At 42.4% G+C, this 22822-nt stretch carries 14 protein-coding genes; 9 read left to right on the forward strand and 5 right to left on the reverse strand.

Annotation, left to right across the window (positions count from 1 at the left end):
- Positions 1 to 10: 10 nt before the first annotated feature.
- The 3 genes from B2400_RS17675 to B2400_RS17685 all read right to left on the reverse strand — a co-directional run bounded on the left by B2400_RS17675 (position 11) and on the right by B2400_RS17685 (position 5567).
- Positions 11 to 3640, reverse strand: coding sequence for a SusC/RagA family TonB-linked outer membrane protein (locus tag B2400_RS17675; protein ID WP_293935475.1), 3630 nt, complete (start codon positions 3638 to 3640; stop codon positions 11 to 13).
- Between the two features lie 199 nt (positions 3641 to 3839).
- Complete coding sequence (locus B2400_RS17680; protein WP_293935477.1) at positions 3840 to 4979, reverse strand: FecR family protein; 1140 nt, start codon at positions 4977 to 4979, stop codon at positions 3840 to 3842.
- Positions 4980 to 5042: 63 nt separating this feature from the next.
- Entirely contained in the window at positions 5043 to 5567 is a 525-nt protein-coding gene (locus B2400_RS17685) for an RNA polymerase sigma factor (RefSeq protein WP_293935480.1), read from the reverse strand.
- 432 nt (positions 5568 to 5999) lie between these two features.
- Between B2400_RS17685 and B2400_RS17690 the strand changes: the two genes are divergently transcribed.
- Positions 6000 to 6503: a hypothetical protein gene (locus tag B2400_RS17690; protein ID WP_293935483.1), complete on the forward strand. Its 504-nt coding sequence runs from the start codon at positions 6000 to 6002 to the stop codon at positions 6501 to 6503.
- A 15-nt stretch (positions 6504 to 6518) separates the two neighbouring features.
- Here the strand turns inward: B2400_RS17690 and B2400_RS17695 are convergent, their stop codons facing one another.
- Both B2400_RS17695 and B2400_RS17700 read right to left on the reverse strand, forming a co-directional pair.
- Positions 6519 to 6719: a hypothetical protein gene (locus B2400_RS17695; protein ID WP_293935486.1), complete on the reverse strand. Its 201-nt coding sequence runs from the start codon at positions 6717 to 6719 to the stop codon at positions 6519 to 6521.
- Between the two features lie 621 nt (positions 6720 to 7340).
- Positions 7341 to 8057 (reverse strand): GntR family transcriptional regulator, encoded by a 717-nt coding sequence (locus tag B2400_RS17700; RefSeq protein ID WP_293935488.1) that lies wholly within the window; start codon positions 8055 to 8057, stop codon positions 7341 to 7343.
- A 607-nt stretch (positions 8058 to 8664) separates the two neighbouring features.
- Here B2400_RS17700 and B2400_RS17705 point away from each other — a divergent pair.
- The 8 genes from B2400_RS17705 (at position 8665) to B2400_RS17740 (ending at position 22812) form a co-directional block, all read left to right on the forward strand.
- On the forward strand, positions 8665 to 11892 hold the full coding sequence (locus B2400_RS17705; RefSeq protein ID WP_293935490.1) for a SusC/RagA family TonB-linked outer membrane protein: 3228 nt from the start codon (positions 8665 to 8667) through the stop codon (positions 11890 to 11892).
- Between the two features lie 28 nt (positions 11893 to 11920).
- On the forward strand, positions 11921 to 13555 hold the full coding sequence (locus B2400_RS17710; protein WP_293935492.1) for a RagB/SusD family nutrient uptake outer membrane protein: 1635 nt from the start codon (positions 11921 to 11923) through the stop codon (positions 13553 to 13555).
- Between the two features lie 20 nt (positions 13556 to 13575).
- On the forward strand, positions 13576 to 15102 hold the full coding sequence (locus B2400_RS17715) for a hypothetical protein (RefSeq protein ID WP_293935493.1): 1527 nt from the start codon (positions 13576 to 13578) through the stop codon (positions 15100 to 15102).
- 182 nt (positions 15103 to 15284) lie between these two features.
- Entirely contained in the window at positions 15285 to 16745 is a 1461-nt protein-coding gene (locus B2400_RS17720; RefSeq protein WP_293935495.1) for a neutral/alkaline non-lysosomal ceramidase N-terminal domain-containing protein, read from the forward strand.
- A gap of 35 nt (positions 16746 to 16780) precedes the next feature.
- Positions 16781 to 18226, forward strand: a complete 1446-nt coding sequence (locus B2400_RS17725; RefSeq protein ID WP_293935497.1) for a neutral/alkaline non-lysosomal ceramidase N-terminal domain-containing protein — start codon at positions 16781 to 16783, stop codon at positions 18224 to 18226.
- Positions 18227 to 18268: 42 nt separating this feature from the next.
- Positions 18269 to 21202: a PVC-type heme-binding CxxCH protein gene (locus B2400_RS17730; protein ID WP_293935499.1), complete on the forward strand. Its 2934-nt coding sequence runs from the start codon at positions 18269 to 18271 to the stop codon at positions 21200 to 21202.
- A gap of 164 nt (positions 21203 to 21366) precedes the next feature.
- Complete coding sequence (locus B2400_RS17735; RefSeq protein WP_293935500.1) at positions 21367 to 22194, forward strand: 3-keto-disaccharide hydrolase; 828 nt, start codon at positions 21367 to 21369, stop codon at positions 22192 to 22194.
- An 18-nt stretch (positions 22195 to 22212) separates the two neighbouring features.
- Complete coding sequence (locus B2400_RS17740) at positions 22213 to 22812, forward strand: 3-keto-disaccharide hydrolase (RefSeq protein WP_293935502.1); 600 nt, start codon at positions 22213 to 22215, stop codon at positions 22810 to 22812.
- The last annotated feature ends 10 nt before the right edge of the window (positions 22813 to 22822 follow it).

Raw genomic sequence — 22822 nt, forward strand, 5'->3', positions numbered from 1 at the left:
TTATCAGGTATTAAAATCCAACTTTTAGTGAAAGCGTGTATTGTCTTGGAACTGGCATTGCCACACCACCGTTGTTAAAGAATTCTGGATCTGCTCCGTTAAGCTTCTTGTCAGAATAAAGTAGGGCGATGTTGTTTCCTACCAACGATACTTGCGCTGTTGTCATTCTTAATCTGCTCGCGATGTTTTGCGGCAGGGTGTAAGATAACTGTACTTGTTTCAATCTAATAAAATCACCTTTCGCAACACGTTGGTCAGAATAATTATACATGTTATAAGGATAAACAGCTGATACGGCTGATCCATTCGGACGTAATACGTTGTAGCTCATTGTATGTGCATCCAACAAAGACGGTATATTGGTAAGCTGCTCATCTCCAGGCATTAACCAACGATTTACCATATCTTTACTAATTGCTGTAAGATCATTATACGATGCTTCGTAAGTCGGTTGTAAACGAATATAGTTACCTGTAGAGAATGTGAATAAAGCCGTTAAACCAAAGTTCTTATATCTGAAGTTATTATAGAAACCTCCTGTAAATGTTGGGTCAACCGGGCCATGGTACGTTAAATAATCGATGTCTTCACTTTGAGGGTTGATATAAGTATCTTTAATTCCCTCTGTTCCGATAAAAGTAGGGAAACCATAATTCGGGTCTAAGCCATCGAATTTCGCTGAAAACAGGCCTCTTTGCGCGTGGTTTAATACCGCGGCACCTTCGGCACGTACAAGCGTCCAAATGTTCTGGTTAACATCTAACTTCGTTACTTCATTTTTGTTGATACCAAAGTTGAATTGAGTTCTCCAAGTAAATCCGCTTTCTCTTCGAATAGGAAATCCCGCTAACGTTAATTCAAAACCAGAAGCTTTCATATCCGCGTAGTTAGCTTGCTTGTTATACTGTCCACCGATACCTGATGTTCTGATCGTACCGATTAAATCGAAGATATCACGTTTATACCAATCAGCAGTTACATCGATTTTATTGAATAACTGTAAGTCAGCTCCGATATTCAACTCGTATAATTTCTCCCATGTAAGTTCTGAATTCTCAAGGCCGCTGATGAACGTAATTGCTTCCTTCTCATCTTCGTAAGGACGATAAGAGATACGGTTATAGAATACAGGGGCAGAGTTTGTGGCACTCCCCAGACTTGCAACTAAACCGTAAGTCGCACGAACTCCGACAGCTGATAAGATCCCATTGTCTTGGTTGAAGAAATCTTCTTGGTCAATATTCCATTTACCTGAAATATTCCAGGTAGGCAACCAACGAGCAACTTTAGATTCGCCTAATTTATTCGATCCGTCAATACGTGTAGTGGCATTAATACTGTATTTATCTTTATAAGCATATGCTGCACGGAACATACCTGCAACAAAACGGTCGTACTCATAACCCATACCAAAATATGGATCACCTGCTTCGATCATCTTTTTGAAGAACCTGTAGTTTGGATTCACTAGTCCTCCGTTTGCATATTGGTATCCGACACCTTCATATTCGGAATTCTGGCGATCTGTATGTCTGATCTCGAATGATCCAAATAGATTCAGTCGGTGATGTTGCTTAAATGTCTCATCAAATTCTAAGTTCGATCTGAAATAAAAGTTTTTCAGGTTATTCATGTTAGAATTGAAGAAACCACCTTCAGGAAGAATAACCTGAGGAAGTGAATTTGGTAAATCAGGATCGTTGTACAGATATTTGTTACCGTCAGCAATTGTTGCATCGCCAGCCGCTCTGAACGCGTTTGCCATATTTGATTCTTCCTTGATATAGTGTTGTCTTTCTGTTGTTGCATAACGGTAAGCTGCATCGACAGATGCTGTTAATTGGGGAAGAACTTTATAGCGCAAGCCCCCTTGAACTTTTAAATCCATATTGTTTAGATTTAAATAGTTGTTGTCAAGCTCGCTTAAGATATTAAATGGCGCGTAGTTAATGGTGTTGTACTCAAGGTTTCCAAATTCATCATAAGGCGTAATTAAACGGCTAGTGTTTAAGGCATATGAATATGGGTTGATATCAAAATCTCTAGAATACTTTCCATAAACTGGGTCTGAAGTTCTTGTCAGCGTTCCTGGAGCACGTTGATCACGGATGGATCCATTAACCAAGATTTCAGCGCTAAATTTCTCGCTGAAACGCATATTGTTTCTGAAGTTCGCTGTATATCTCTTAACATTATCACCTAAGGTTTGTCCAGAGTCATGTACAAAACTTGTTGATAAGTATGTTTGCGATTTTGCAGATCCTGAAGTTATACTTACGGAGTGGTCTTGCAATAACGAGTTTTTGAAAAGTACGTCGAACCAGTCAGTATTCGCTTTCGCATAACGCTCAAGGAAACCGAGCTTTGCTTCTGTAGTATTCTCTAAACCAAAGGTTCCGTTCGACTCATCATACTCGTACATTTTGTTGTACATCTTAGCGAAAATACCACCACTTGAACTTCGTGAAACACTAGAGTGATTGAAATATCCTTTATTATCTAGCTCTAACAGAATCGACATCTGTTCAGCAGAATTCATAATGTCGAATTGGTCGTAATTTGGTTTCAAGTAAGTTGTAAAGTTACCGGAATAGTTTACATTTGGTTTACCATCTGTATTTCTACCCTTTTTAGTCGTCACGACGATAACTCCATTCATGGCTCTTGCACCGTACATCGCTGTTGCAGCAGCATCTTTTAGGATGGTAAAAGATTCGATATCATCCGGGTTTAATCCTGCCACCGATGAACCGATTAAGGTATTAGCATCCCCTGTTGATAACGCTTCATTTGAGATATTCACAAGATCTTCCAGGATGATACCGTCTACTACCCAAAGAGGTTTATTTTCTCCAGACAGGGAGGTCGCACCGCGCACACGGATTTTCGGAGCAGCTCCAAAAGTACCTGACACGTTTTGAACGGCAACACCTGCCACTTGACCTTCTAGCATTCTAGAGATATCTGGCACCCCGTTTCTTTCAGCATCTTTTGCATTAACACGAGTTGTAGCACCGGTAAATAACTTACGATCTAAGTTTTGGTATCCTGTTGCAACAACGTTTACTTCGTCAATAGCTTGTTCTGAGGATTCTAACACGATGTGAATCGTCGAGCGACCATCCACTGCAATTTCTTTAGTTCTATAACCCACATAACGAACGACTAAAGTAGCATTCGCTGGTGCGTTAAGACTATACGATCCATTGTCGCTGGTCGACGTTCCTGCAGCACCGCCTTTTACTTGAACAGAAGCATTTGAAAGCGCCTTTCCATCTGATCCTTTCACCGTTCCACTTACTTGATGTTGAACAGCGTTTACAGTAGTCGCGAGTACTTTTGTTGATGGCTTGTAATTTACAGAGATGGTATTTGCAATAATCTTAAATGAAAAGCTATCATCATTCAATAGTTGCTCCAATACGTCCCTTAATGGAGCGTTATTAACATTAAGATTTACATTAGGTGCATGCCTTAAAACATCGTCGCTATATAGAAACTTATATTTCGTTTGCTTGGATATAGAAAGAAAAGCATCCTCTAGTTTTGCATCTTTCAGACGCAAGGAAACGTTTTGTGCAATTCCATCGGCATAAGCACAAGACATAAAAACCAACAAGAGAAATGTTGTAATTTTCATAATTCGGATAATTATGCCAAAAGGGGAACCATAGAGGTTTCGAGCCCTTTTGCCAAATGAAATGTTATTCATACATTTGATAATTGAGTTAATGAATTAGGTTACTATTTGTTTTTTAACTTGATAAAACTTACAGGGGTGCTGCAACACTCCTGTTTTTTTATTGCTCTTGGTTTGTGTAAATTTTTATTTCCATAATCTATTTTTTGGTTATCAATAATTTATTTTTGTTCAGTGCAAATTTTAGGTCGCTGACGAATTCCAACATTTTTATTACCTCCGATAACTTCGAATCTCTCTTAATCTCTCCCGAATAAGTTTCTGTAAGTGATACATCAGATCCTAAGGACACATCTAAATCATACCACATCTTTAACTGGGTTGCAATATCTACGATGTTATCTTTGTTGAAATAAAATTCATTGTTTTTCCAAGCTAGATCTTTTTGAAGATTAGCTTTCTTAACTTGTATCTCATCTCCTTTTATTTCAGCCTTCTGACCTGGTTTAATGATCTCTCTATTTCCGGATTTAGAAACCTCTACCAAACCTTCGGAAAGGGTTGTCTTGGATGTATTTCCATAGGCTGAGACATTAAAGTGTGTTCCTAGAACTTTCACTGTCCCATTTTCTGTCACTACATAGAACGGTTTTTTTGCATCCTTGGCAACCTCGAAATAAGCCTCTCCTTTCAAGTAGACCTTTCTTTCACTTTCGCTGAATTTTGTAGGAAATTTTAACTCGCTATTAGCATTAACCCAAATGGACGTTCCATCGGAAAGAGTTAGTTGAAAATGATTCGCCATAGGAACGACTAACGTATTCAACATGGTAACAACGGAACGCGCTGATAAATTCTGAGATTCGCTCTCCGTAGTAAAAAGATTGCTACTCTCCGATAAGCTTAATTTCTCAGCAACCTGCTTTTGTTCTCCATTCGCAAGAATGATCTTCGCGCCAAGCAATGCGGGATTAACGTCTTCCATATAAACAGAAACTGTCTCAGCTTGTTGAATTGCATCGGGAGACGAATTGTCCTTTAATGCCAAATAGCCAAAGCTAGCAAAAGCAAGAACTGCCGCTGCGGCACCCCAATAGATCATTTTTTTTCTTTTTGGGTGTCGTTTCTCAGCTTTCTTCCAAGCAGCTTCAGTATCTATGGAATCCAACCATGCAAGCTCTTTTTCGTCGACATCGTTGGACATAAGTGTATCTTCGAACGGTTTATTCGTAGGATGGGCTGAATACCATCGCTCTAATTCCATTCGATCTTGGTCCGTAAGTTCGTTACGATACTTTTTGACCAATAATTTAGCTATTCTGATTGCGGTTATAATCATGTTACCTAAGACTAAGAAACGCAAATAGGACTTTGGGGTGACAGGGAAATAAAAAAAGTGAAATTATTTTAAGAAGAGTAAAAATAAGGAGAAGAATTCAGGGCGCAACATATCCCTTAGTGCTTTTAAACCTCTCTTTTTATGGGTTTTAATGGTGTTGATACTTACCTCAAGCTCGTTGGCTATTTCTTCCGTAGTCATCCCATCAAGGTAGCTAAGGGTAAATACTTTCTGGCATGCCTCTGGAAGTTTTTGAAGGGCAGCATGGATTTCGAATGTAAATTCTGCTTGAATTATGTTATGCTCGTAGTCGACAGTGTCTGCTTCAGAAAATGGACTTCTTTCCCAATATTTCTTTTCAGAATGGCTTTTTCTATTTTGGTTGAATACAGCAAAACGTACTGCAGAGTACAGGAACCCCTTGATTGCAGCTTCATCAGTAGATACGCGTGATTTATTCTGAAAATATGAAACAAAGGCGTCCTGGGCCAAATCTTCGGCTAATGCTTGATCTTTGACCATCTTCCATGCAAAGAAACAAAGCAGTTTATAGTATTTAGTAAATAATACCTTATCCGCGACTACCATTACGATTTACCCTTTGTTCAATTATTAGTGTATGATGCAAGTCCCGAGAAGAATTGCTTTTCATAATTTAAATGCTCGGGGTAAATGTATAAATTTTTAGAGAATATTAAAATAATATTAAGTAAATATAAAAGAAACTCAAGATTTCTTGAAAGATGGTCGAGGTTTGGCATTAATTAACCTGTAAAATGTAACTTCTCTCAATTTGCTACCTCTTTCCGTCACTAATTTAAATTTTGATTGAAGTTTTAAATTCCCCCTACTGTACTTTCAAACGCATTAGTACAATAAGGGGAAACTTAAACGAACGCTCGACAAACTTGACTTAGAAAGATACCCTGCACTAGGTATTAAACTATCGCTTATCTTGTTCTATCTTTGCGATAGGAATATACATCTATCCTACAATAAAACCGACCTGCGAATTAAAAAATGGAGCCAGTTAATGCCTATTCAGTTCAAAATAGCGATTTCACGGAGCGCATAGATGTGGCATGTCCAAAATGTCAGAAAAAAGCCGTGGTTATTGGGGTGACAGCGAATGCATCGAGAGATGAAATCGAAGAAAAGGTTCGGTTTTCCTGCTATGCTTGCGGCTATGCCATACGGCTTGCGAATACGCCGAAGGTCCTTTTCTACCAAAATAGCCGTGGAAAAGGCGTTTATGGAGGCATTTTGCATATGAATGCTCCAATCGACCCCTTCTTCGGGTTCAGTGTATGGTATCAGATCGAAACAGTGCATGGACTGCTGTGGGCATATAATGTGCAGCACCTGGAAGTCATTGAGCAACATATTAAAGATCATCTACGCCAGCGCTCCGGACTATTGTATATGAACCGCAGCATCGGTAGCCGCCTTCCGAAATGGGTCAGCGCCTCAAAAAACAGAGACTATCTATTAAAGCTCATTCAGCGCGCAAAAACACGAGCATAAAAATCTATTAACTTTTCAGATTGTAATGGATTCCTTACCGACAAGAGAGTAGCTAATCCTACTACCCTGATTGGCCCGGACACTATACTGTCCATTATAACGAGGAGGTGCCGACATCAGTCCCTCCACAACGATACTGGCACCAACGACTGGCTTTCCTTCTATATCCCTAACTACACCGGAGTATTTCCGTTGCTGCGCCTGTGTAAACACCATAGTTAGTAACGGGATAACCAGCATCGAATGAAACGTAATTTTCTTTCCATAGTTTGTAGATTTTAGTTAGTGAACAAAATTGGTCTTCTCAAAACAAACATACCTGTAGAACAGTGGGAAATATTAACCATATTTCCCCCCCCTTTTTTAAACACAGTCACATTATGTTTTCTTTCGACGAAACCTAATCCACTGACATTTAGCAAGTTGTTGATGCCTTTTTAAGCAATATTTAATATTGATTCATAAACCGTCCTGAACTATCCTGACAGCTTAATATCCGGTGCTAAAAAACTGAAGAGATGGTATTTAAATAAGTCTATAGTGTAGAATAGTAGACTTTTATATTGAATTCCTTTTCCATGTCTTAGAATAGACTAGAGCGAGTATATGGTCATACAAACTCGTTCTTTAGAAGAATAATCATGACGGGTTCTATTACAATCCTAAACAAGCAAGCGGGTGAGAACACAGTAAGCGAGCGCAGATTTGACCGCAATATGACGCCCTTATGAACTTAGAAGAAAGTCTCATAAAAAAGCTGATGATGCCTTACAATAAAATTATCCACTCAACGGCTGAAGATGACCACACCGAGTCCACATGCATACGTCATTCCGATTAGAAATAATCCTGAATAAAGAAGTCCTGTGTGTTGCAATATAAAAAGGAATAGATAAACAGGTTTTTCTTATTAGTTTTTAAACGACGTTTCATATGCAAAACAGGCTTTTTTACTTTGATATTGAACATCTCCGCCAAATCTTTGGATGCTTCAATTGCCCATATTTTTTGTTCTCCCTCTTTCACCTCTACATCGTGATAATTCTTCAGTGTCTCGAAGAGTGAGTTTTTTTCCAGGTTATGGAGCGTAAAACGTGGCAAGTCTATATGGGAGATATAGGTTTCTTCAAAAAGCGTGGGCAAACCATCCACGTAACGTAGACGTGAAAGGTAAATAGAACCTGCTTCTTTTTCCTCCGGGGTCAGTTCAAATTCAAAGGAATCAGGCCAGGTTTGTTTGATGGGTTTCGTGATTATAGCTGTTCTCAAATTATGTTTTCCCACACCTGCAGTAGAACCCTTAAGCGATAAAATCCCAAGTCCGTTTTTTGGTTCAGAGACAATGCTACCCTTACCGTGCTGTCTGACTATATAACCAAGATTGCTCAAATCATTAAGTGCCTGGCGCACCGTGGGGCGCGTAGTGAAATAAAGCTTACAAAGCTCGTTCTCTGAGGGCAATAAATCACCCATTTTGTATTTCCCTGAATCAATCTTGCTCTTTAACTCTTCGAATACTTTCTTATAGAGAGGGGTTCCCGACGATCTTTGCATAAGCTCCATGTTTATTAAAAACAAATATACTCAACTACTCGTACTTTTCAAGCCTTTTCTTGTATATACAGGTTCAATTATTTAATCTGTTGAATATGTATCCAAAATGAAGTCATATCGATTATAATTATTCATTACCAGAAATGCTTGTATAGACATATAATATTTTTCCAGATACAATTTAATAATAATAACCCTCTCTTTTATAGATAATTAAATATAACTAAATTACAAAAAATAACTTTTTTTATCATTTTTCTTGTATATACAAGTATTTTATTATATTTGTTCAACTAATTATATCAACGGATAAACTTAATACCGAAAATTATGAGAAGACAATAGCAATCACTATTGCAAAACCCTTCTCTATACATGCTGAAAACATAGATGATGCATCCAAATGGTTAGCTTGAGAAATTCCTAAACCGTGCATTAGATACATTTGGATTCACTGAACGACGACTTAAAGATTTACCTAGTACCGCAGCCCTAAACCTATAGCGAATAAAGGGGCCTAGCATTCTTGTGTACAAACATTCGCTATACCCCCATGCCTGGCGATTCCGGCAAGGGAAAAGAGTCAAGTTTAATTCAAACAATGTATATGGAACAGATTAGCAGCCAAGAGCAACTATCGCGAATCCTACGAGTATTCTTTATCAGCGCAGGACTGATCATGAATACCGGGAATCTTTCGGCAACCTCCGAGAGCGAACGTGATTCTCACTCCTTGATAAAGGGTAAGACGCTCAAAAGAACAAATGTTGTACAAAACAACAGCAATCAACAAAGAACATTATCAGGTACAGTCCGAAATGCCGACGGCGTTCCGCTGGAGGGGGTGAGTGTGAAAGTGAAAGGATCGGCAGCGGCGACATCTACCAATGCAGCCGGTCAGTATAGCTTACAAACGAATAACGACGCGAACACGCTCGTTTTCAGCACCGTCGGCTATATTACGCAGGAAATGGCTGTCGGCGGAAATGGCGTTACGGATGTGACGCTACAATCTGACGTGACCTCTATCGGCGATGTAGTGGTGATTGGATATGGTACACAGAAAAAGGAAAATCTGACTGGTGCAGTATCTACGGTTACTTCAGAAGTGCTCGAAAGCCGTCCGATTACCACGCTGGGACAGGGATTACAAGGAACAGCCCCCAACCTAAACGTTACACAAGGGAGCGGTGCCCCTGGAAAGGGCTCCACCTTTAATGTTCGTGGTAATACATCCATCAACGGAGGAGGTCCATTGATTCTTGTCAACGGCATACCGATGGATCCGAACCTCATCAGTCCTTCGGATATTGAAAGCGTGACGATATTAAAAGATGCCGCTTCAGCAGCCATCTATGGCGCCAGGGCAGCCTATGGTGTTATCCTTATCACCACTAAATCCGGAAAAAAAGATAAACCTGTAATCAGCTTTTCAACCTTATTTTCTTCCAATAGCCCAACAAGTAGGATTGATTTTATTGACACCAAAGATCGTATCGCTTACATGAATGAGGCATCTATGCGGGTCAACGGAAGAAACTATTTCGATGATCTTACGATGGAAGCTATGATGGCACATTATAATGATCCGTCAAAACCCAATTCTTTTGTACACCCAAGTTCGACGGACGAATGGCGAGGAGTCGCTAATACCAACTGGGAAGATGTGCTGATGAATAAAAGCTATCCCATGCAGCAGCATACGGCTAGCATCACTGGCGGTTCAGAAAAGTTTGACTACTACTCATCCTTCTCTTTCATCAAGCAGAACGGCTTAGCGAACAAAGATTTGTTTGATGAGTATTATAAACGCTACAACTTCATGACCAACTTAAATTACCATATCAAAGAGTGGATTACGGTTGGAACAAAGGTAAGCATCAACAACGGCAACAAACATTTTCCGCCCAACGATCCGCAATTCCGGAATTCCTTTCCGGAAGATGGTACCATCTACCAAACCAACGTCTACTCCACTCAGCCTGTAAAGGATCCCAATGGCAACTGGGCGCATGAGGGCTCTATTTTTAACCCGGCGCAAATGTTAAGCGAAGGCGGTTATCAAACCCGTCACATAAACGATATGTGGATGACCGGTTTGGTCAAGCTAACACCCGTAAAAGAGGTGACCATCAATGTGGACTACTCGTTCAACAATAAGGCTACTAAAGAGTTGTCCTATCTAGCAAAACAGCCATTCTATAACGTTGCTGGTGAGGTAATGGGTTATTACGGCGGAAGTAATCCAAATCGAGTAACCCGTTCTAATTACGACGATCGCTATTATGTGTTCAATGCATACGCAGATTATACCAAAACTTTTGCCGAGAAACACTATTTCAAGGCGATGCTAGGATTTAACCAAGAGCATGCACAATATAACTCCGTTAGTGCCGAACGTCGAAATCTGATCATTAACGAGGTTCCTTATATCAATTTAGCTTCAGGCGACCGATTTGCCTACGATGGGATCAACGAGTATGCTATCCGCGGAGCATTTTCCCGTATAAATTACAGCTATGCTGATCGCTATTTGGTAGAATTTAATGGGCGATACGATGGTACTTCCAAGTTTGCTCAACGCGACAGGTTTGCATTTTTCCCTTCCGTTTCAGTAGGATGGCGTGTGGATAATGAGCCTTTCTTTGAGCCCTTGAAGAAGAGTATAAATCAACTAAAATTCCGCGCCTCCTATGGTAACTTAGGAAATCAGAATATCGACCTGTATTATCCTTATATAGCGACAATGACGGCTGCCGAGGTGAACTACCTAATCAACGGCGATCGTCCGATGTCGGTAATCGCTCCAGGACTAGTGAGTTCGAGCTTGACTTGGGAAACCGTGACGCAGAAAAACTTCGGTGTAGACTTCGGATTTTTAGAGAACAGATTGAACGGTTCCTTCGACTTCTATACACGCGACACGAAAAACATGCTGACGAAGTCGCAAACACTTCCGGCCGTATTAGCCGTAACAGAACCTCAAGCGAATGCAGCGGATCTAAGAACCACGGGATTTGACCTAACCTTAAACTGGAATGATCAGGTAGGCGATTTTAGATATGGAATTACAGGAATTTTATCAGACTATATTGCCAAGATTACCCGCTTTAGTAATCCTTCAGGCCTCATCTCGGACTATTACGAGGGAGCCGACATGGGAAACATCTGGGGATTAACCACCGGAGGTCTTTTTCAAACTGACGAAGAGGCCCTTGCGCTAGACCAAAGCAATATCAATGGTAGAAAAAGACAGGCCGGCGATTTATGGATGGTTGATCTCAACGGTGATGGTAAGATAACACGTGGAGCACAAACGCTGAGCGACCCGGGCGACATGAGTATCATCGGAAACAATACCCCTCGATATAGCTTCGGTCTCAGAACGAATCTAGCCTGGAAAGGATTCGACATGGACATCTTTTTTCAAGGCGTTGGAAAACGTGATCTAGTAATTTCTAATTTATACTACCTCACCCAATACTCGAACGAGTGGGTGGGCATCCCAAAGGTTGCGATGGATTACTGGTCGCCTGAAAACCCCAATGCTTTCTTCCCTAGGCCAATTATTGCTGGAGCTGCTGACATAACTTCAGTACAAACGCGATATCTACAAAATGCCGCTTACCTACGCTTGAAGCAATTAACCTTAGGCTATACACTTCCGCAAGAGTTGACACAACGTATCAGCTCGGATCGAATTCGTGTATTCTTTACGGGAAGCAATTTATGGACATTAACCAAAATGATTAAGATTTCTGACCCGGAACTTGCGGGACCAAGTGCTTATCCGATGTTCCGTTCGTTTTCGTTTGGCGCAAACTTCAGTTTTTAATCAGCATTCATTACCTAAAGAAACTACAATGAACAAGATATACAAAATAGGTTTGTTGGCTATACTATTAGCAACTTCCTGCAATGACGATTACCTAGAAAAATATCCTTTAGACGAAATCAGCGATGCGACATTTTGGAAAACAGTATCCGATGTGGAAATGTATGCAAACCAGTTCTACGCTACACTTTTCGATGCACGGCTTGCCTGGTTCAATGTTGATAATGCAAGTGACAACCAAATACCGAGCAGTAGAAATATTTACACTTGGAATGAATACAACGTTCCGGCAACCGGCGGGGGCTGGGGAAAAACTGACTGGCTACAAATACGTCGTTGTAACTATGCCCTTGATCGCATTGCCACGATGACCATCACCGACCCGGCACTAAAGAGAGCGGAGGGAGAAATACGCTTTTTTAAATCCTTCCACTACTTAGAAAAGCTGAAGAAATTTGGCGAAGTGCCATGGCTGAATACGAGCCTAACACCGGAGTCACCCGAACTAACGGCACCTAGAGACAGTAGAGAGACCGTGACTAACAATATTCTGGCAGACCTTGACTTCGCCATCGCGAACCTGCCTGAAAGTTCAACTGCCGACCGATTAACGAAGTATGCAGCGCTGGCTTTAAAAACCGAGGTCTGTCTTTTCGAAGGCACTTTCCGCAAATATCATCAAGTAGGAACAGGACACGAAGAACTCCTAAGACTAGCAGCGAGTTCTGCTGAGCAGATTATCAATTCAAACCAATTCTCAGTTTACAAAACAGGGAAAGTGGAAGAAGACTTCTTCGATCTATTCGTTCAATACGAACTTAAAGGTAATTCGGAAGGCATTTTAGTGCAGCGCTTCATTACAGACAAACGGATGCACAACAACGTTCGTCAGCTCGGGGAGCCGCAAACTGGATACAGCAAGGATTTTGTCGAGTCCTATCTATGCGAAGACGGTTTACCAATTGCATTGAGTCCACTCTATAAAGGCGATGCCAACTTCGCTGATGAGTTTGCTAACCGAGACCCTAGAATGCGACAATCGATTTATCGCGAAGATCGCCCGTATCGCATTTTTGATAATGGGACTGTGAATTATAAGGAAATGCCAGAATTCCTGAATGCCAATTGTCCGACAAGCTATTTTATCATCAAGGGATACAGCCCTTTCGAAAAAGATCGTCTGCCGAGCACTTCTATAATTGATGATTTCATTTATCGTTACGGAAAAGTGCTATTGGATTATGCGGAGGCAAAAGCTGAATTAGGCGAATGCACGCAGGATGTCTTAGATGGAACAATTAACCTGTTACGCGATCGAGTGGGGATGCCCCATCTGACCGTTGCTGTCGGATTTACTGATCCGAACTGGCCGAATTGGGAAGTACCAATCTCACCGCTTCTAAATGAAATACGCAGAGAACGGAGAATAGAAACGTCCGCAGAAGGAGACCGTTGGGACGATTTGGTTCGTTGGAAAGCAGGCAAGCTATTAGAAAACCCGAAGACAATACTTGGCGCTAGAGACCCTGCCAATGGAAATTTACGTGTTATCTATCCAGGCTTTGCTGCAAGAAAATGGGATAATAAACTTTATCTCTATCCAATACCGACACAAGAAATTACACTCAATCCGAATTTGACACAGAATCCAGGTTGGCAATAAGGGATATAAATCAAAAAATTATGAAATATATAATAACATCCATATTCGCTGTTTTTCTAATCGCTCAGATACATGCTAAACCGCTTAATGGGATTGCTCCTACTTTTCGAGCAGGCTTTTCGGAAAAGGATATCACGCCTGATATTGGCATGGAGCAGCCGGGGAACTATGGCAAAAGCCATCATAAGAAGTTTCACGACCAGTGTAAAGTCCGCGCCGTCGTATTTGATGATGGAAAGAAGAAAGTGGCGCTCGTAGGGGTCGATCTTATCTTTATAACGCGCCGTGTTGTGGAAATTAGTCGCGAAGAAATAGAGTCGGCTTGCGGTATTTCCGGAAAGGACATCATGATAGGAGCCTCACATTCCCATTCCTCGGGTCCCATCGCCATGTCCGAACCGGGCGATTTTGATGATGCAGACCCTTTGATTAAGCATCTTGCCACGAATATGTCCATCGTTTCGGATCCCGGATTTATACAATATCTGCAACATCAAATTGTCGCAGCAGTCGTGGATGCAAATGCTAATCTTCAAGATGCTAAGCTTGCGGTTGGCGTTGGTAAAGAAGATAAAGTTGCCTTTAACCGCCGAATGCGAATGAAAAACGGTTTGACCTATACGCATCCTGGCGTAGGAAATCCGGATATCATTGATTATGCAGGTCCAATCGATCCGGATGTAGGAACTATTGGTGTTTGGGATTTAAAAGACAACTTATTAGGCATGGTCGTCAATTTCGCCTGTCATGCGACCACAAATCCTGATGGGATATCCGCGAATTGGATTGGAGCCATGGAAAGAACATTGCGGGGAGTGACGGGTAATGCCGCATTGCCGGTCGTGTTCATGCAGGGAGCCTGCGGTGATATTACGCAGGTAGACAATATGGCAAAGCATGCAAACCCCTCTGCGGAAGAATGGTGGGAATTAGTGGGCGGTCGCGTTGGTGCCGAAGCATACAAAACCATGTTATTAGCGAAACGTGGCGCAGGTTCGGATATTCCTTTAGACTCCAGACAGAAAGTATGGACCGTAAACCGTAGAATTCCTACCAAGGAAAAGGTCAAAAAATCTTTGGAATTAGTGAAACAAGGGCCGGAAAAATCGGGAAGTGTAGAATGGACGTTCGCAAAGGAAATCCTTCTTTTAGACGCCATGATTAAGAAAAGGCCGAAAGCAGAAGTAGAAGTACAGGCCATCCAAGTAGGACCGGTCGCATTCGTTTCGAACCCTGCAGAATACTTCGTGCAATTTGGTTTGGATATCAAGAAAGCTAGTCATTTTCCTTTCACATTCATCGTGGAACTGGCAAATGGATGTGTTGGCTATGTTCCGACGGAGGAAGCGATGGGGCCGAACGGTGGAGGCTATGAAACACGATTAACGTCTTATTCGAACTTGGAAGTGTCCGCAGGTCGACAAATTGCTAATACAGGAATTGAACTGGCAAATCAAATGACTCCCGGCAAAGTGCCGAGTCCTCCTCCTCCAGCAGCATTTAAACAAGCATGGGGATATGGCAATGTACCTCCTGAGCATAAATAAAGAAAACAAAAATTTAAGAAGATAAAAGATGTAAACTATTTGTTCTTGTCTACACAAGTTGTATATTTACAAGACGAGTCTGTTGAGAACGATAAAACCTAAAGATGACTCCGCATTAAAAACTTCATACCTGAACAAATTTCACATCATATCTGTAAGGCTTTTACCCTAACCTTATAATTATGGAAAGAAAAATCAAAATACAGATTGTAGAACAATTCTTACTTTCAATGCTCTTCATCTTATCAGCGACGCTGAGTTTTGGGCAACAACGCACTTTTATGGCTGGTGCTGCGAAAACCGTCATCACGCCTTACTTAGGCGGTGGTATTGTTGGCAATTTTGGCACTCCTCCGGAGGCCAAGAATATCCACGATGAACTCCATGCTCGAAGTTTAGTGCTAGACGATGGCGACAGCAAGCTCGCTTTTATTATCTGTGATAATATCGGATTGGCGCGTAAAGTTTGCGATGCAGCTAAAAAAGAAATCAACGCGCGTACAGGAATCCCTACAGCGAATATCCTGATCGCCGGCACGCATACCCACTCCGCAACCAGTGCTGAAGGGGAAGGACCAAAACGCCGTGGATGGAATCCGCAGGAAGGTCTGGATCGATATCAGGACTTTCTAGCACTAAGAATAGCGGATGCTGTCGATATGGCGATCTACAGAATGGAGCCTGCAAAGATAGGTTGGAGCTCGGTGAACATTCCTGAACATGTGTTCAATAGAAGATGGCATATGAAAGATCTTGTCGTAAATCCTTTTGGAGAAAAAGAACCGGTAAGATTTAACCCAGGTATTGGCAATCCCGACATTGTGAAACCTGCAGGACCAACCGATCCTGAAGTATCCTTTCTATCGGTACAGGCAGTTGATGGCCGTGCTATTGCGCTCCTAGCAAATTACTCATTACATTACATCGGAGGAGTGCCTAAACACGATATCTCTGCGGACTACTTTGCCGTCTTCGCAAACCGGATGCAAGAGCTGCTCACAAAAAATAACCCGGAAGCACCTTTTGTTGGAATAATGACCAACGGAACTTCTGGAGACATCAACAATGTCAATGTACAAGGTGCTCCACCAAAAGATGCTCCTTATCAGAAAATGAAATTTGTAGCAAACGACGTTGCGCAAAAAGTATACAGCTCATTACAAAACGTAAAATACCAACCTTGGCTGAAACTACAAGCAAAACAAGCGGAACAGACACTCATGGTTCGTAAACCAACTGACAAACAACTTGCCTTAGCAAAGCAAATAATTGCTATGCCTGAAGACGCAAAACCTATCAATCATCCACTGGAAAGAACCTATGCGCAGCGCATTACTCAATTGCAGAATGAATGGCCTACGGAAATATCTGTGTTATTACAAACGTTCCGCATCGGCGATCTTCAAATCGCAGCCATCCCTTTCGAAACCTTCGCCGAGTCTGGCCTAGCGCTAAAATCGCAATATCCAAAAAATAAGACCTTCACAATATCCTTTGCCAATGGCTCTTACGGCTACTTGCCTACTCCAGAGCAGCATAAACTTGGTGGATATGAGACTTGGTTAGGAACGAATCGCGTCGAGATAAATGCCTCTAGAAAAGTCTTCAGCACGATTACCAACTTATTTTCTCAGATGAATTAAACAAGAACAGCATACTAATCAAATCCAAAAACGCTATGAAATCTTCAGTCTGTACCTTCCTATTATCCTTGCTCTTTCTCACGGGCAGTGCCCTTGCGCAGAGCAATTCCGCCAACAAAGTATTTCAGGCGGGCGCCGCAAAAAGCACCATCACCCCCAAAATAGGCTCTTCTATCAATGGGAATATGCAGGACGTGACGGTGAGGCATGTGCATGATGATATCCACGCCAGAGCATTGGTCTTGGATGACGGGCAGACGAAGTTAGGTTTTGTGGTTTTGGATCTATGTATGGTATCCAGAGAAACGCTGGACAAAGCAAAACAGCGCGCTTCCGAGTTTACCGGAATCCCGGTACAAAATATGATGATGTCGGCGACACATACACACTCTGCAGGCACGGCCTGCGGAGTCTTTCAAAGTGATCCCGATCCAGCCTATGTAGACTTTATCGTCGAAAGAACTGCAGACGCACTTATTCGTGCTCATGAAAATCGTGCGCCTGCAGTTATCTCTTGGGGTGTGGGAAAAGAGGAATCGGAAGTCTTTAACCGCCGTTGGTATATGAAGCCTGGAACTGCGATGCCAAATCCTTTTGGCGGTCAAGATCAGGTTAAGATGAACCCGGGCGTTGAAAATCCTAACATGGACAAACCTGCTGGGCCAATCGACCCGGAGGTCCCTAGCATATTCTTAAAAACTGTGGATGGTAAACCGATTGCCGTACTTGCAAACTACTCCTTACACTATGTCGGTGGAACCGGACCAGGGGAGATATCCGCAGATTATTACGGAGCCTTCGCCGATAGAATCGGAGACCTTGTACTTAGCGAGAATACATTAAATGACCCGCCATTTGTCGGCATCATGAGCAATGGAACCAGTGGCGATATCAACAATATCAATTGGCCCGGAAAGAAAACAGAAGCACTTCCTCATTATGAAAAGATACGCTCTGTAGCTGATAAGGTTGCTAGCGCATCCTACTCAGCCATTAAAAATGCTCCTCAACAAAACTCAATAAAACTAGCTGCTAAACAAGAAGAGATTCGATTGGGTGTAAGAAAACCAACAGCACAGGACATTAAACGTGCTGAAGGCATTGTTGCAAAAGCCGCCGGTCCCACAATGCAGTCTCTGGAAGAAATTTACGCACGTGAAACCTTACTGCTAAGAGATTATCCTGATCAAGTTGATTTAATTCTCCAAGTGTTCAAAATTGGTGATTTAGCAATTACTGCGATTCCTGCGGAAGTATTCGTAGAAATTGGTTTGGAATTAAAAGCGAAAAGTCCATTTAAACCGACTTTTAACATCGAGCTGGCCAACGGCTACAATGGTTATCTCCCTACCGCTAGACATCACAAATTAGGAGGATATGAAACCTGGCGTGCGCGTTCGAGCTATTTAGAAGAAACAGCAGCAGATAAGATTCTTGCTGTCTTACTACGCCTATTAAATGATCATAAATCGGGAAAATAATCCCTCTAGAAACCTAAAAGTCTATACTCAATTATAAAACCAATGAGACACCCTATTCTAGCCGCATCCCTACTCGTATTGCTCGTCGGCTGTAAACAGAAACATGAGAATGAACGAATCCAACAGGCTTTAGATGCCTTTCAGCTGGAGGAGGGACTTCGTATCGAGCCAGTGGCTTATGAGCCTATGGTCATCGATCCGGTAGCTTTCGCTTTCGACGAAAATCGAAGGATGTATGTTGTCGAGGATCGTGGATATCCAGACCCGGCAGAAGAAGGAGAGCCAACAACACTTGGTAGAATCGTATTGCTTGAAGACACCGACGGCGATGGCACTTATGATAAAAGAAACGAATTCGCAACAGGTCTCACCTACCCCAATGGAATTCTCCCTTGGAAAGGAGGTGTATTTATCACCTGTGCACCACATATTTACTATTTCAAAGATTCCGATGGCGACGGGGTTGCTGATATAAAGAAAACTGTGCTAACCGGATTCAACGACACAAAAACCTCGCAAATACGCATGAGCCATCCGACCTTAGGCTTGGACGGCTGGGTCTATGTTACAGGAGGTCTAAACGGAGGTAATATTACTTCTCCAGAGCATCCTGATCGTCCGGCAGTAACTTACACCGCAGCCGACGGTCGTTTCAATCCAGAGACTTTTGAGTTTCAGGTTACCGGGGGAAAAAGCCAATTCGGCTTAACGATGGATCCCTATGGCCATCGCTTCGGCACATCGAATCGTCATCCGGTCATGCAGATCGTGATGGAGCCTTGGAACCTTTCGCGCAATCCACATCTGACATTCAATGAAATGGTACAAAATGTATCACCAGTGGAAGCCAATGCGGTGGTCTATCCCATCAGTAATGCTGTGACTACCGCTGAGTACATTCCAGACCTCATGGGGAAATCCCATACCGGTACTTTTACGGCAGCAAGTGGTTTAGTCGTATACAACGGAACTGCATTAAGACCAGAGCATAAAGGCAATATCTTTATCTGTGAATCGGCGCAGAACTTAGTTCAAAGACAAATTGTCAAAGAAAACGGCGCTAGTTTCACATCCGCAATAGCAAATGAGGGAAAGGAATTTTTAGCATCTACTGACGAATGGTTCCGCCCAGTCTATGCACAACATGGTCCGGAAGGAGCCCTGTACATTGTCGACATGCACCGGAAGGTTATTGATCATCCGGCCTATGTTCCTGAAGAGATGCGTGGGCAACTGGATTTTGAAGCCGGAAAAACAGATGGAAGAATCTATAGAGTTGTGCGCGAGGACTTCGACAAAGGGGATGAGGATAAAACCGGAAAAGTGGCCACAGGATCTACAAACAAAGACTTGGTTGACGCGCTAAGCTCAGCCGATGAATGGAAAAGAGCGACCGCTTTTCGCTTACTTTTAGAATCCAAGCCTGCTGATATCGCTGACTTACTAAAAGAAACCATTGCTAAGAGTTCCAATAACGAGGGGAAAGCCCGAGCACTTTGGTTAGCTCATAATTTGGGAATGCTTAGCTTGGAAAGTCTCAATCAAGCATTAGCGAGCGACGAAGCTTCCATTCGTGAGCAAGCGGTACAAATCCTTGCTAGCAATACAAAATACGATCAGGCGAAATCCGCCCTGAACAAGCTCGCTGAAGATCCTTCGGCACGCGTAAGATATTATTCGGCGATCGCGTTAGGCAATATCAACACAAACGAAGCTGTACAAGCCTTAGCTAAAATTGCAGCTAAAGATGGTGCAGACAAGTGGAGCCGTGCAGCCGTTTTAAGCGGGCTGTCGGGTCGTTCTCAAGAGTTTATCACCGCTTTTACTGGCATGAAATCGGCCGAACCGAAAGCTTACGCCGCTGTGATGCAAGACCTAGGAAGACTGCTAGGCCATGGTGGAACGATTGCTGAGGCTTCCGATTTCTTCCATCGCTTGGTGACTCCGGATGCTGTAGACGAGTGGAAAATATCAGCCATGCTAGGGCTATCAGAAGCATTGAATGGTAGAAAGCAAGAACTTAAACCAAATAATAAAGGACTATTATACGCCATCAACAGCACTTCAAACGAAAGCTTGGATAGCTTTGTTGGTAAAATTAAGGAGATAGCCTTAAAAGATACGGCGGATAAGCAAAGCCGCGCTATCTCACTATTAGGCTACACGAGTTATGAACAATCTAATGATGCACTGCGTCAGCTATTGAGCGCTCATTATTCACCGCAGGTGCAGATTCAAGCCATAAATTCCATTGCGAAACTGCAGGATCCAAAAGGTGCCGAATTGTTAACAGACAAAGCGAAATGGAAGGCATACTCCCCGAAAGTAAAACCTACTGTGATCTCTGCGCTTATTTCCAATACGAAATTTCTGCCGGTCCTGTTTAAAGCTATTGAAAGCGGCCAGATTGCCGCCGCTGAAATATCCTCGATCGATAGAACTCGCCTTATGAAAAGTAAGGACAAAGCTATCGCTGATCGAGCAACGGTTTTATTCAAAGAGCTTGAAGGCGGTGATCGTATGGCGGTCTATGAAGAATATAAAAACGTGCTGAAAAATGCGAAACCTGTGGCTTCCGCAGGAGCGGCTATTTTTCAGGCCCAGTGTGCTGTCTGCCATACCTATGGTGGCAAAGGGGGGCAAGTAGGTCCCGACCTTTCCGGCATCAAGAATCAGCCGGCAGATGCACTGCTCTTACATATTCTGGTACCCAATTATGAAGTCTATCCGCAATACCAATCGGTGATCGTTAAAACGAAAGATGGCAGTACAAAGTCAGGTTGGGTGGTATCCGAAACGGACAATGGTCTTACCCTTCGGACAGCAACAGGAGCTGATGAAGCTGTGCTGCGCAGTAATATTGAGACTTTGACCAATTCAGGACTGTCATTAATGCCGGATGGAATGGAAAAAGCAATGTCCAAGGAAGACATGGCAAATCTAATCGAATACCTTAAAAAAGGAGATTCGAACTAATTTTTTCAATTTAACTTGTATATACAACTGGAATTTATATATTTGTGTAATCAACCTAAAAATCAAAAGTAAAATAACCTTTTTTTTTACATCTTGGAGCGTCAAACGTTCCAAGATGTAATACTTAAACTGAAAATACTAATTATACATAAGGAGGCTAAATTATGAGAAAATTACTCGGAATAGCATGTCTATTTATAATGCTCAGTTCAACGGCATTAGCCCACACAGATCCCAAGAAAGAAACCGACGGCGAAAAGCCTAAACCGAAAACCATTCAATTGTTCAACAAGAAGAATCTTGACGGTTGGTATATCTTTATTCAAGATCGGGGCAGAAACCAAGATCCAAAGGGTGTATTCACGATCAATGATGGAATTCTACGCATCTCCGGCGAAGAATGGGGATGTATTACCACCGATGAGGAATACGAAAATTATAAACTCATTATGGAGTTCAAATGGGGCGAAATGACATTTGGTTCCCGTAAAAATGCAGCACGCGATAATGGATTACTTTTTCATTCCGTGGGTGAAGATGGCGGCTATTCAGGTATCTGGATGCGCTCTATCGAATGTAATATCATCGAAGGCGGCGTCGGCGACTTTATCGTCGTGGGGGATGGCACAGATGCGTTCTCCATCACCAGTCCGGTTGCTAAAGAACGTCACGGCACGACTCCTGTTTACCAGAAGGGCGGTGAACTCGTGACAGTCAATAAAGGGCGTATCAATTGGTGGGGAAGAGACCCGAACTGGAAAGACGTTTTAGGCTTCCGTGGCGCGAAGGATGTAGACAAACCTGTAGGTGAGTGGAACAAATTAGAATGTGTGGTTAAAGGCGATAAAATCGACATCTACGTTAATGGCAAGCTCGTAAACCAAGCCATCAACGTTCGACCTTCAAAAGGAAAGATTCAAGTGCAGTCGGAAGGCGCAGAAATGTTTGTTCGCCGACTGGATATGATCCCATTGAAAGCTGGTAAAAAATAAACCTAAAAAAGCAATTATATGAAAACGATACTTTCCGTGCTCAGCCTAGCGTTGCTACTTGTGAGCAACCAAGCGATGGCACAGTGCAAGCAACTCTTTAATGGCAAAGACCTTAGCGGTTGGACCATTCATGGAACCGAGAAATGGTATGTGGAAAATAAAGAACTTGTTTGTGAAAGCGGGCCAGACAAAGGCTACGGTTATTTATCAACCAATAGCCCATACAAAGACTTTGAACTATCGGTTCAATTCAAATTAGAAGCCAATGGAAACTCGGGGGTATTCATCCGCTCCGACATCGAAGGTGTCAAGATCAAAGGTTGGCAAGTGGAAGTAGCTCCGCCGGGACTACATACCGGCGGTATCTATGAATCCTATGGTCGAGGCTGGTTAATCAAGCCTACACAGGAAGCGCAAAAAGCATTAAGCCCTGATGGTTGGAATACCATGAAAATCTTGGCCAAGGGAAATAAGATTACTACTTGGCTGAACGGTAAGCAAATGGTGCAATTAGATGATGAGAAGATCGGTCAAGCGAAGGGTTTTATTGCACTTCAAATCCACGACGGAGGAGGTATTAAAGTGAGATGGAGAGACATCTGTATTAAAGAACTATAAAAAGATCAAG

The organism is Sphingobacterium sp. UBA6645 (assembly GCF_002455685.1).
Classification (GTDB): domain Bacteria; phylum Bacteroidota; class Bacteroidia; order Sphingobacteriales; family Sphingobacteriaceae; genus Sphingobacterium; species Sphingobacterium hotanense.